General features: G+C 69.6%; 9 protein-coding genes. 4 read left to right on the plus strand and 5 right to left on the minus strand.

Translation table 11 applies throughout. The features are described from left to right. Positions 1–103: 103 nt before the first annotated feature. Both O7543_RS12510 and O7543_RS12515 read right to left on the minus strand, forming a co-directional pair. Entirely contained in the window at positions 104–2,926 is a 2,823-nt protein-coding gene (locus O7543_RS12510; RefSeq protein WP_281567401.1) for a LuxR family transcriptional regulator, read from the minus strand. 69 nt (positions 2,927–2,995) lie between these two features. Further along, a complete protein-coding gene (locus tag O7543_RS12515; RefSeq protein WP_281553664.1) occupies positions 2,996–4,051 on the minus strand; it encodes a hypothetical protein in 1,056 nt (351 codons plus the stop codon). 528 nt (positions 4,052–4,579) lie between these two features. Between O7543_RS12515 and O7543_RS12520 the strand changes: the two genes are divergently transcribed. Further along, positions 4,580–5,689: a ScyD/ScyE family protein gene (locus tag O7543_RS12520; protein ID WP_281553663.1), complete on the plus strand. Its 1,110-nt coding sequence runs from the start codon at positions 4,580–4,582 to the stop codon at positions 5,687–5,689. Between the two features lie 41 nt (positions 5,690–5,730). Here the strand turns inward: O7543_RS12520 and O7543_RS12525 are convergent, their stop codons facing one another. Further along, entirely contained in the window at positions 5,731–8,895 is a 3,165-nt protein-coding gene (locus O7543_RS12525; RefSeq protein ID WP_348650129.1) for a BTAD domain-containing putative transcriptional regulator, read from the minus strand. Between the two features lie 813 nt (positions 8,896–9,708). Further along, positions 9,709–10,332 carry a chitobiase/beta-hexosaminidase C-terminal domain-containing protein gene (locus tag O7543_RS12530; RefSeq protein ID WP_281567402.1) on the minus strand — a complete coding sequence of 208 codons (624 nt, stop codon included), beginning with the start codon at positions 10,330–10,332 and terminating at the stop codon, positions 9,709–9,711. 92 nt (positions 10,333–10,424) lie between these two features. Between O7543_RS12530 and O7543_RS12535 the strand changes: the two genes are divergently transcribed. The 3 genes from O7543_RS12535 to O7543_RS12545 all read left to right on the plus strand — a co-directional run bounded on the left by O7543_RS12535 (position 10,425) and on the right by O7543_RS12545 (position 12,328). Next, a complete protein-coding gene (locus O7543_RS12535; RefSeq protein WP_281553661.1) occupies positions 10,425–10,937 on the plus strand; it encodes a hypothetical protein in 513 nt (170 codons plus the stop codon). A gap of 73 nt (positions 10,938–11,010) precedes the next feature. Beyond that, positions 11,011–11,883 carry a hypothetical protein gene (locus tag O7543_RS12540; RefSeq protein WP_281553660.1) on the plus strand — a complete coding sequence of 291 codons (873 nt, stop codon included), beginning with the start codon at positions 11,011–11,013 and terminating at the stop codon, positions 11,881–11,883. Continuing rightward, positions 11,867–12,328 (plus strand): type II toxin-antitoxin system VapC family toxin, encoded by a 462-nt coding sequence (locus O7543_RS12545; RefSeq protein ID WP_281553659.1) that lies wholly within the window; start codon positions 11,867–11,869, stop codon positions 12,326–12,328. Before O7543_RS12540 ends, O7543_RS12545 begins: the two co-directional genes overlap by 17 nt. Positions 12,329–12,419: 91 nt before the next feature. Here the strand turns inward: O7543_RS12545 and O7543_RS12550 are convergent, their stop codons facing one another. After that, positions 12,420–12,656, minus strand: coding sequence for a GntR family transcriptional regulator (locus O7543_RS12550; protein WP_281555475.1), 237 nt, complete (start codon positions 12,654–12,656; stop codon positions 12,420–12,422). Positions 12,657–12,690: the final 34 nt, after the last annotated feature.

Consider the following 12,690-nt stretch of genomic DNA (forward strand, 5'->3'; position numbering starts at 1 on the left):
CCGAAGTGCCCCGCCCGGCGCGTCGACGTGTCGGGCGGGGCACCACCCCCGGACGGGGGCACCACCCCGGACGGACCGCGCCCCTTGACGGGGCGCAGCCGGATCAGCGGGCCACGAGAGTACGGGCCGGAGACATCGGTGACTGCCCGGAGACCTCGTACTGCGACAGCTCCGACGGCAGATCGGCGCGGCGGGTCACCTTCAGCTTCCGGTAGACCCGGGTGAGATGCTGCTCGACGGTGCTGACGGTGATGTACAACGTGCGACCGATCTCCCGGTTGGTGTGCCCCAGGGCGGCCAGCGCGGCCACGTTGCGTTCCGCCTCGCTCAACGCGGCGACGCCGGTCGGGCCGACGTTGTCCGCCGCCGGCGGCTCGACCGCCGCCCCCACCTCGACCGGTCCACCCGCCGCCTGACAGACCTTGAGTTCCTGTTCGGCGCGGCGCAGCACCAACCGGGCCTGCCCGAGGTCGCCGGCTTCCCGGTGCGCCTGGCTCAGGTCGGCCAGCGCGTACGCCAACTCGAGCCGGTCGCCGCAGCGTTCCAGCAGCTCGATGGCCTGATGCAACAGTTCGGTCCGGTCCCGCGCCGCGCCCACGGCGGCGAGGACCCGCAGTGCCGCGCCACGCGCCCGGTCCCCCGCCCGCTCCATCCGGTCGGAGACCAGGTGCCGGCCCTTGCCCCGCAGGCCGACCCGCAGATACGCCTGGGCGAGCGGGCAACGCCACGGGATCATCGCCGGTACGTCGACAGCCAGCCGCTTGAGCAGCTCACCACAGCGTTCCAGTTCGTCCACCGCGGCCAGTGGCCGACCGGCGGCCAGACTGTGACTGCCGCTGGCGTACAGGTAGTGGGCACCAGCGACGGTATCGAACATCGCCTCGGGGACGGCGGCGTCCAGCAACGCGGCCGCCTCGTCGAGGCGTCCCATGGCGGTGCGGGCCAGGACCATCGTCGCCAGCGGCAGCCCGACGAGCACCCCCCAGTCACGCGCCGGCAGGATCGCCAGCGCCTCCGCCGCCGCCACGTCCGCACCGGCCAGATCACCACGCCGCCAGGCGAGGTCGGCCCGGACCCAGCTCAGCAACGCGCGCCCGGCCCCGGTGCGGCGCCGCTCGGTGCTGTCGAGCAGGGTCTGCGCCCAGTGGCGGGCGTGCTCGGGGCGTCCGGCGTACTCCAGCACCAGCAACGCCAGGGCGGCGACTTCCGGTGGCGCCTCACCCGCGCAGCTCTGCAACGCGTGCTCGGCGCTGCCCACCGGTGGTGTCGCGGATCGGGCCAGCGTGAGCTGCGCCGCCCCGGCCAGCGGCCCGCCGGGTGTCGGGGCCGGGGTCACGAGCCAGCCCTGGACCGGCTCGGCCAGCCGTTGCCAGATCGGCCCGTACACCCATTCCAAGGTCAGGCGCAGCTCGGTGAGACTGGTGGCGTCCGCCGGACCGTGGCGTCCGCCGACGGCGTCGACGGCGTCGAGGGCTGCCGTCAGCTCTCCCTGCCAGAGCAGGTGGCGGATCACCGGTGCGGCGTCCCGCCAGGGCAGGGTCCCTGCGCTCAGCGCGGTACGTAGCTGGGGCAGGTGGGGGGCGAGTGCGGACGGATTCGCCCGCCAGGCCAGCCGGGCCAGGACGGCCCGCAACGCCAGCCGCTCGTCGTCGTCGCAGTTGCGCAACGCCAGGTCGAGGCAGCCGACCGCGAACCGGTCGTCCTCGGCGATCACCTGTTCCGCTGCGTGTCGCAGCAGGCGTACCGCCCATGGCCCCGGGACCGCGTTGGCGGCCACCAGGTGCCGGGCGACCTCGACCGTCTCCGCCGACCGCCCGTACAGCAGTTCGGCCGCCCGCAGGTGCCACCCGGCGAGCTTCTCCGGGGCGATGCCCGCCAGCAGGATGTCGCGGATCACCGGATGGCGGATGCAGTCGCTGACCACCAGCCCGGCGGCCCGCAGCACGTCGAAGGCGGGTCCGAGAGGCCGGTCGGCCAGTCGGAGCAGCTGTGCGGTGAGCTCCTGGGTGGCGCACTCACCGAACAACGCGATGCCCCGCGCCACCACCAGGATCTCCTCGTCCCAGCGGGTCACGCAGTCCCAGACGTCCTGGTGGAACACCGGCCCGGCGACCGGCGCGACGCACGCCGCACCCGCCAGGTTCGCCGCGCCTGAGGCGTCTGCGACGCCGGCCGGGTCTGCGGCTCTGGCGGCGTTCGCGGCCCGGAGCTGGTCCTCGATCAGCGCATGGGTCAGGAGCGGGTTCCCGCCGGTGATGGCGTGCATCCGGGCGGCGAGCCCGGCGGGTGTCCCGGAACCGCCCAGCCGGCGAGCCACCAGGTCGGCGGTGCCGGCGCAGGTCAGCGGGGCAACCGTGATCCGGGCGTGCGGCTGCCGGGCCACCTCGGCGTGCAGTTGGGTACGCGGCAGGCTGGGCCACTCCCATTCGGTCATCGCCAGCAGTACGCGGGCCGGCCGGATCCGCCGCCGGAGGCTGACCAGTACCTGCAGGGACGGTCGGTCGGCGAACTGAATGTCGTCGATGGCGATCACCACCGGCCGGTCGGCCGCGAGCTCCAGCAGCAGTGCGCACAAGCCGTGCACCGCCCGCGCGTCCAGTCCGCCGCCGTGCGGCGTACCGCCAGGTCCGGGCAGCGCCGCCGGAAGCGTCAGTTCCGTCATCCGACCGGCAATCTCGGGTGCCAGCGGCGCGCTGCGGATCAGCTGCCAGACGACCCCCAACGGCAGTTCACGCTCGGCCCTGGCGCCTGTCGCGCTCAGCACCAGCGCCCCGGTTGCCGCGGCGCGCTCGGCGAACGCGTGCAGCAGTTCGGTCTTACCGGTGGCCGGACCGCCCCGGACCAGGGCGACCCTGCCGCGTCCCGCAGCGCTCTCGGCCAGCAGATCGGTCAGTGACGACAGTTCTCCGTTTCGTTCTACCAGCATGGCTTTCCCCGATCCTTCTTGGTCGCGCGGATTCCCCCATCCGCGCGGTCGATATGGTCGTCGCACCGGTCACGGCCACTCGTCACGCTGCACCCCGAATCCACGGGACAGCGCCGCGCGATGCAACGTGCAGGCGAGCCGTACGTCGAGCGCCCACGCCCCGAGCAGGTCGACCAGCAGGATGTCGTCGGCGCCGGTGCGACCGGCGTGCTCACCGGTCAGCAGCTGTCCCAACTCGGCTTCGATCGGCCGGACGTCACGGCTCGACCTGCCCGGTCGACCCGTTCGACGTCGGCGCGGCCGCAGGCCGCCGGACCGGCGAGCTCCAGCGGCTGCCGGCGACGGTTGCCCGCCGTGCGGCGTCGGCCACGTGTCCTCAGGCGACGACTCGACACACCAGGGCGACGGCTCGTAGGTGGTGTCGCCGTCGACGGTGTGCCCGCAGGCGGCGCGGCCGGAACCTCCCGGCCGGCTCAACGACGCGTCGTCTACATAGATTTGCCGTGCCTGGTCGACCACCCCGCCGGCGAAGCCCACCCTGGCGGTGTTGATCAGCAACGCACCACTCGCCGGGACACCGATGTCCAGTCGGTCCGGTCGTGGCACCAGACCGACCACCAGGGTGGCGCCGAAGACCGCGTCGGCCGCCGCCTCGGTCACCGTCCAGCCGACGCCGGCTCGGTCGAGCTCAGCCAGCAGCTGCGGTTGGACGCGCTCCTGCGAGGACGCTCCGGCACCGTGAAAGATCGCCACGTGGCTGAGCCCACCGGCCCGGCCGAGGATCAGTGGGAGCAGCAGGCTGGTCGCGGATCCCGGACCGAGCATGGCGGCGGTCACCGCGCCCGGGGTCACCAACGCCCGGACGGCGATGGTGGCGAGCGCCGCCATCCGGGAGGCGGCAAGCGCCCGGGCCGGCAGCACGCAGCGCCGGCCGACCCGTTGGTCCTCCAGCAGGACGAGATCATCCGGCCCCGGCAGCTGGATGATGCGTCCGTCCGGCATGTCGTCCCCCACCTTCCCGGTCACCCCGTCGCGTAGCTCCTCGGCGAGCAGGTCGACCGCGTCAACCGCGTACAGCGCGCTGACCAGCTCGTCGGTGTTGAGCTGAAGGACGCGGCCGCTCATTCGACAGTGGCTCCCTCCAGCCGGTGACCAGGAGGCCGCTCAACGTGACGCGGCGGCCTGGGCGGCAGGCTAGCCACGGCGGCTTTCCGAACGCTCTCGATGTGCTCTCAGTGGACCGAGAGTCCATCGAGAGCGGGACGCGACATGCTGCGGTCGGTCCACCAACGGATGCGTCGAGAAACAACACGGAGGCGACAGGACATGCGATTCCACCGGGAGTTGAGCCCGACGTCAACCCGCGCACGTTCGCCGAGGACCCCGTACACACCGCAGCTGCTCGGGTTGCTCGCGGCCGCCGCCATGCTCGTGGGGGCCGTGACGACAGCGGCCGCCGGGCCGCAGACGCAGGCCGGTTCCGTCCCGGCCGAAGCGACCAGCGATCCCAGCGACATGCACTGGTGACGAGGACAGGTGGCGAGCCGGCCAGACCCGCTGCTGGACCACTTCGATGGGGATCCGACCATCGGCTCCATTTGTCACACCTGGCCCTCGGCGTGCCCGAGGTGATCGTTTCCAGAGAGGATCCTGATGAGAGAACTGGCCAGACGTACCTTGGCGGTGACAGCGGGCCTCGCCGTCGTGCTGTCACCAGGCGCGGCGACCGCCGCCCAGGCCGGCAGTTCCCAGCCCACCCTGCAGGTCGTCGCCAGCGGGTTGAACAACCCTCGGCACCTGGTCGTCGACCGGGGCACGATCTGGGTCGCGGAGGCCGGCGTCGGCGGTGACCTGCAGTGCATCATCACCCCTGAGGGTGAGCAGTGCCTGGGGCACAGTGGAGCCATCACCACCGTCCGGAACGGAGTCGTGACCCGGGTCATCGAGGGCCTGCCGTCGCTCGGCGCACCCACCGACGGCTCGTACGCCACCGGGCCGGCCGACCTGTCGCTGCGCAACGGCCGGCTGACGGTACTCATGTCCACCTCGGGGATCGACCCGGTCACCGGAGAGAACCCGTTCGGCGCCAACGGTCCCGAGATGGGCCGGCTGCTGCACTTCATCTGCCCGGGCGCCGGGCACGTGCGGCTCGGCGCCGACTTCGGCGTCCACGAGGCGCGGCACAACCCCGACGGCGGTGCCGGGGCACCCGCGGGCGCCGAGATCGAGTCCAACCCGTACGGGATGGTTCCGTTCCGGGGCGGTTTCGCGGTAACCGACGCCGGCGGCAACGATCTGCTCTGGGCCACCCGGGGCGGCCGGATCAAGACGCTGGCGGTGTTCCCGACCAAGGACGTCGGCGGCGGCTGGCAGCTACAGAGCGCGCCCACCGCTGTCGAGGTCGGCCCGGATGGGGCGCTGTACGTGGCCGAGCTGAGCGTCGTCGCGGGAACCGCCCGGGTCTACCGGGTGGTGCCCGGCCAGGAGCCGACCGTCTTCGCCGACGGGTTCACCCTGCTCACCGACCTCGCCTTCGACCGTCAGGGGCGGCTGCTGACGCTCTCGATGGCCAAGGACGGCGCGATCTTCCCGCCGAGTCACGGCGAGATCGTCCGCGTCGAGCACGACGGAAGCAAGACCCACTTCTCGCCGGAAGGGCTGATCGCGCCGACCGGCATCGCGGTCTCCGGTGACGACGTCTACGCCACGAGCCAGGGCGTGTCTCCCGGCATCGGCGAGATCGTAAAGCTGCGCCTGCCGTGACCGACCGGTGCGGTTGTCCCGGCGCCGGGACAACCGCACCGTCACCGGCGGCCGGCCCGCTGCGGTGCGGCGAGTTCCAAGGCCGACCGGCTGGACCGGATCTGGTCCAACCAGCGCGCGGCCTGTTTGGAGTCCAGCTCGGCCAGCAGTCGCGCGGCCCGTTCCAGACTGTCCGCCGCCTCGGAGAGGTTGTCGTTCATCGCGTGCAGGTCACTGAGCACGCTCAATGTCCGCGCCTGCCAGAGCACCGAGCCGAGGTCCTCGAACAGCCGGCTCGCGCCGGCCAGGTACTTCGCCGCGGCGACGGTCCTCCCGGCGGCCAGGCACAGCTCGCCCAACGCGTACAGCGCCTCCCCTTCGACGAGCCGTTCCCCGACCCGCCGGGCCAGGTCCAGAGCGTGCAGCAGGGTCTGCTCGGCCCGCTCCGGCCGTCCGTCGCGGGTGTCGACGATACCGAGGCCGTAGAGCGCGTACACCTCGCCGATCCGGTCACCGATGTTGCGTACGATCAGCAGGACCCGGTGCAGCGCCTGCCGGCTCAGCTTGATCTGCCCGGTGCTCAGATGAAGATGGGCGAACTGGTGCACCACCTGGGCCTCGCCGCGCAGACACCGCACCTTGAGGCAGATGGTCAGCGCCTCCTCCAGCAGTGACCGGCCACGCTCGGTCTCCCCCTCGTCGATCCAGAACTTGGCGACGCTGCGCAGGATCTGCGCCTCGCCCATCTCGTCACCGACGGCGCGCAGCGCGGTGAGAGATCGCTCGTAGTTGCTCAGCATCGCCGAGGTGTCCCCGCGCAGCCCTTCGATCAACGCCACGTTGCGCAGCACCAGCCCGCAGCCGTGGGTGTTCTGCTCACTTCGGAAGATCGACAGCGCCGCGGCGAAGTACTCCCCGGCGGTGGCGAGCCGCTTCTGGAACATGTGCAGCGTGCCCAACGAGTAGAGCATGGCTGCCTGCCCGTTGCGGTTGCCGGCCTGGGTGGTCGCCGCCAGCCCGATTTCCGCGCTCTCCCGCCACAACTCGTAGTAGCCCTTGCTCTCGAACAGGGTCACCGAGGTGAGGGCCAGATCCCAGCAGTGGTCGTGCATCCCGTACGCGGCGGCCTGTCGGATGGCCGCGACGATCGCGAACCGCTCGTTGTCCCACCAGTCCCGCTCGGCGCCCCACCAGTCCAGTGCGGACCTGGACGACGGACCCTGGCACGACGGACGCCACCGAGGGGCGCCTCCGTGCAGCAGGGTGAAGTCGCCGCCGTACTCCTTGCGGTGCGCCTCGTCGGAGAGGGTGAGCCAGGCACCGAGAACGCGGGCGACGGCGGCGTCCCGCTGCGCCGGACTATCGGTGGCGCTGAGCATCTCCTGGGCGTAGACCCGGATCAGGTCGTGGCAGCTGTAGCGGACCCGGTTGCCGGCGTACTCGACGGTGTCGAGCATGCGGGCGTCGACCAGGCTCTCCAGCAGGTCGACCGCGTCCAGCAGGTCGGTGTCCAGCAACGCCGCCGCCATCCAGGCCGGAAAGTCGCGTACCTGGACCAGGGCGACGAGGCGGAACAGCCGCTGCGCCCGCGCCGCCAGGCTCCGGTAGGTGAGGGCGATGCTGGCCCGCAGCTCCAGTCCTCCGTGCGAGAACTCGTCCAGCCGGCGCGCCTCGTTGCCCAGCCGGCGGACCAGATCGGCGATCCGCCAGTGCGGGCGTGACGCCAGCCGTGCGCCGGCGATCCGCAGCGCCAGGGGCAGGCCGTTGCAGAAGCGGATCAGCTCCAGCGCCGCCGGCTCCTCGGCGCGGGCCCGGTCATCACCGACGATCTTGTGTAACAGTTCCATCGACCGGGCGGCGTCGAAGGGTGCGACATCGACGCGCAGCGCCCCGGGAAGCCAGGCCAGCCGTCGGCGGCTGGTCACGATGACCGCGCAGGTGGGGCTGCCGGGGAGCAGCGGAAGGATCTGCTCTTCGCAGGTGACGTCGTCGAGCACGACCAGCACCCGGCTGCCCGCCAGCGTGCTGCGGTACAGCGTCGCGCGTTCCTGGAGATCGTCGGGGATCGTGGAACCACTCACCCCCATCGCCCGGAGGAATCTGGCCAGCACCGCACCCGCGTCGCTGCCCTGCGGGTTCTGGAACTCGCCGTACAGATGGCCGTCGGGAAACTGATCGGCAATCTCGTGTGCCACCCGGAAAGCGAGACTCGACTTTCCCACACCGCCCACACCGGAGATAGCGACGATCCGCATCGAGTACGGCGCCAACTCATTCGACGACTCGCCGGTCAGCGCCTCCTTTATCCGTCCTATCAGCGAATCACGCCCAGTGAAGTCGGCGATGCTGAATGGCACCTCGTGCGGCACGATCGGCTGAATCGACGACGATTTCCCGTCGACTCCGGCATCTATCACCGGCCGGGGCACGATGGGCTGTTGATCCAGCGCCGGGTCACGATTCAGAATCGCCCGTTCCAGGTCCTGCAGTTCCTGCCCCGGCTCGATGCCGAGTTCCTTCACAAGCACGGCGCGCGCGTGCCGGCGGACCTCCAGCGCCTCAGCGGGGCGCCCCGAGCGGTACTTGGCGAGCATCAGGTAGCCGTACAGCCGTTCCCGGAGCGGATACTCGTGCACCAGCGCGGTCAACTCGTTGACGACCTCCCCGTGGCGGCCAAGGGCGAGGTCGAGCCGGACCCGCTCCTCAAGGGTGGACAGCCGCTGGTCGTCCAGCAGCACGGCCCCCCGGCGAACCAGCCCGCTGTGGATGTCGGCGAGCGCCGGCCCCCGCCACAGATCGAGTGCCTTACGCAACGTCGTGGCCGCGGCGGCGATCCGTCCGTGTTCGGTCTGCTGGCGCGCCTGCGCGACGAGGTCGGCGAACAGCTCGCTGTCCAGTTCGTCCCCGGACAGGGTGAGCAGGTAGCCGTGCGGATGGGTCCGGATGACGTCCGGCCGCCCGGCGGTACCGAACAACTTCCGCAACAAGGAAATGCAGGTCTGCACCTGGCCGCGGGCGGTCGACGGCGGGTCGGTATCCCACACTGCCTCGACAAGTTGCTCGACGGTGGTCACACGGTTCACGCTGAGCGCCAGCATTGCCAGAATGGCACGCTGCCGCGGCCCACCAATATCCAGTGATCGACGGCCGCCTATCAACTCCAGTGTGCCGAGAAGTTTGACATGCATATCGCGACGAACCCCCGCAGTCGAGCACCCTTCGCACATCACACCATACACGCGCTACCTTTCAGGCACCAGCACCCTATTACGGCCGCATATCCGCATATGTCCCAGATCGAATACCCCACCCACGACGCCGCCGACCGAGGGGTTTGCCACCGGTCAGATTCGACAAATGCCGCCGCAACCCCACACAGGGAATAGCCTGAGTCACCGACAAGCCGCGTCACAACTCCGATCAGCACAAGAATCGTCACCCACAGTAAGTGAACAACGGCAGGGTCGGCGCATCTGACAAATCACCGACCGTACTGCGAAAGTTGATGCCTGGTTTATCCGCTAGGTGCAGCTAAACTGTATATGTCGACGTCCGGCGCCGGCCCGGGCCACGGCCGGGCCACGGTCCGCCGCCCAGCCGGCGAACAGCGCGAACCAGTCCCCGGTCCCCGTCGACCCCTGCAGGAGGGACCGTGCCGCGCCGTGGGCGAGGCCTGCCGACTCAGCCCGCCACCCGCAAACCTGGGCACCGACGGGGAGAATTCAGACGGACATGTCACACCCGCCTGACCGGCGGCGTCGCGAACACCTGAATGACATCGATATCATCAGCGCCGATCGACACCAGCCTCGGGAATCGACCAGTAACTGAATGTCAGCCGGCGGATCGCAGACGTGACCGGCTTGCCCATCGATGGATGTTCCGGCTGACGTCGAGCAGACGCCTGGCCTGCGGCGTCGCGCGTACCTGAATCGCCTTCATCGCCCGACGAGGCGAACAGACGCGACAAGCAGGCGGCCCCGGATCCGGCCACAACTGTCGTCGAAGGCCGAAACCGGGGACACGATGGACTGATCCGATCAGTACGCGGTGCAGGTCACCGCCGACGAAGTGCTCGTGCCGTTCCAGGTGGCGATGAAGCCGAAACTGGTGCTGGCACCGGCAGCGAGCCGACCGTTGTAGTCGACGTTGCGCGCCGTGACGGTCGGGCGAAGTACATCGCGGTACCGGGCGCCCCGGCCGCCGTCCCGCCGACAAACGCCCGGGCCCGCAGCTGGGTGGAGCGGGTGAAGCGCAGCGCAGGCCCCGGAGTAGAGCGTGGCCTGTGCTGTCGGCAGCTGACCGTTGGTGGTGTAGCGGATCTGTGCGCCGCTGACCGTGGTACTCAGCGACACCGCGACCTCGCCCTGGAAGGTGCCACTGTGCACCGAGAACTGGATGTCGCCGACCAGGTCCTCGGCCGCGTCAGCGGCCGCGATCTGGTCGGCCGCAGCGAGCGGACCGCTGCCAGACTGGCCGCTACCGGTCTTGTCAACGCCGGTTTGGTCGACGCCGGTACCCCGGTCGCTGCCGGCGACGGGTTCGGCGCCGGCCGGCGGTGAGTGGGAGACGAGCAGCCCGGCGACCAGAGTGGCCGCGAACGCGACTCCCACGGCGCGGACGGCCGCCGGCGCGGCCCCGGTACTAGGGACGGTTAGACGCACGATGCCTCCTGTTCGATGTGGCGTACGACGGTCGGCGTCAGGTGCGTCGCCGGGCCCGACGGCCGATTCGACGGCACAGGGATGCCGCAGAAGTGCCGACGCAGGGCGCGTCGCCACGGGCCGTCCGGCAGGTCCGGCCGCAGCGCGGCCAGGCCGGTCGCGTACTTGGAGATGCGCATCGGTCGGATGCAGCCGCGCCACAGCAACCGGTCGGCGGCAGCGTCAGGCTCGCCGACCCGCACTGCCAGCGCAGCTCGGTGTCGATGGAGCCATTCCACTGGAACGAGGACCGACGTGCACGGATTCGTGCCGAGCTAGACGCCTTCTTCTTTCACCTTTACGGGATCGCTCGCGACGACGTCGACTACATACTCGAGACCTTCCAGTCTGAGACCGGCGGCCTCAAGAACAACGAGATCGCCAAGTACGGCACCTACCGCACCAAGGACCTAGTGCTTGCCGAGTACGACCGCATGTCACCCGCCGGACCGAGCCTGGAACATCCGCTCGTCGACGGCGAGAACTACACCTCGACCTTGACCCCTCCACCCGGCTACGGCCCCCGTCACACCGCTGCGCCGCATACTTCCGAAGTCGGCAAGTGACTGCGTAGAACCGACACAGGCCCCCTAAAGGGCATTAGTGGCTTTCGGCGCGTGCCGGTCTACTTTCTACCGGATGTCGGTCACCACGCAAGCCGATCTGATGTGCGAAGCTAGGCGCATGCGCACGGAGCTGGACGTGACGCTGAGCGGCCCCGTGGGGGGGATGGACGCTCGGCAAGCTCTGGTACGCCTGGAAGAGGTACTTGACCTGCTCGCAGACCTGGAAGACGCCGACCGGAGACGTCCCGTCGGTCAGCGGCGGGTGCCGAGAAGCACCTGGACCTTTGCCCGGCTGGGGCTGGGAAGCGTACGAGCAGCACTGGCTCCCCTGGAGCCAGGACCGGGCGCAACCTTCGACGAACTGGACGCGCTGAACGTTCGCGCTGTCGATGGCTTCGAGCAGGTCGAAGGTGCGGAGCTGCTGCCCGATGGTTGGGGCGTCAACGCTGCACGCACCGCGCGTCGGCTTGCCGGCCGCCTTGGAGCGACACCCGACACGGGGATGAAACTCTCCCTCATCGTCGACGGCCAGGTCCGCAAGTCGGTGGCGGTGACCAGGCGCGCTTCGGTCAACCTCGACCGGGCGCTGAAAGTACGCCGAGAGTCGATCGGCTCGATGTCTGGCTCGATCGACTCGATGAGCGTGCGCACAAAGCCATTCCTTGGTCTCTGGTCGCCCCGTGGAGAAGGCCGGATCAAAGTTGACCTGCCGCCGCAGCTCGTCGAAGCCGCGAAGCAGGCGCTCGGGCACAACGCTGTGGTCCGTGGTCGGATCAAGCGCAACGCGGCAGGCCAGATCCTGGGGATGAGGGCGACCAGCATCGAAGTCCTGCCGGCGGTGGCGGATGCTCCCCCCTTACTAGGACTCGTCGGCGCAGACCCAGACCTGACCGGTGGGCTCAGTCCTCTCGCCTACCTGGAGGAAGTGCGTGAGCAGGCCCGATAAGCCAGATAGCGTCTACCTTGATTCCTGCGGCTTGATTTACGTCCTCACTCGGTATCCGGGATACGAGCCGATCGAACGCCTCCTGGCGTTGTCCGACGCTGGCCAGCTGACAATCATGATCTCGCCGCTGAGCCTGGTGGAAGTGCGCGGCCAAGGCAGGGCGTCGTTCGACGCGGCCAAGGACAAGCAGGCACGCTCCCTCGTCGACAACCCCCGCTTCCTCATGATCGAGTTCGATCGCGAGGTCGCTGTGAAGGCGAGAGATATGGTACGGCGCTTCAAGCTGAAGAACTTCGATGCGATCCACTTGGCCTCGGCCGTTGTTGGACAGGCAGACACGTTGATGACCTACGACAAAGGGTTTCCTCAGGGCCAGAGCGTTGACGGGGTCTGGGTCGACGAGCCGTACACCTACGGCGGACCGGATCTCTTCACAGATCGATGACGCACCGGGCAGCCGGCGCATCAGACGCCGGAGCCAGTGGCTGTCGCGATGACCTACCGCCTGACACAGGTCTCCGTAGCTCGATCGTTGACTACGAGTCCTGTTCGGGCGGCTCAGCCACAAAGACGCCGATACCGGTGCGACCGATCAGCTCGTCCAACTCGATCATGGAGTCGACGGCACGGCGTACGGTCATGTGACTGGTGTCGTACTCGTCGGCCAGCAGCCGGACCGACGGAAGCTTGCTGCCCGGCGGGTAGATTCCGGCCCTGATCTTCGCCCGCAGATCATCCCTGATCTGGCGCCAAAGCGGCTGGGCGTACGGCATAGGTACAGCCAAGCAACCATCCTGTCCTCCGTCC

The sequence above is a fragment of the Solwaraspora sp. WMMA2080 genome, assembly GCF_027497395.1.
Classification (GTDB): domain Bacteria; phylum Actinomycetota; class Actinomycetes; order Mycobacteriales; family Micromonosporaceae; genus Micromonospora_E.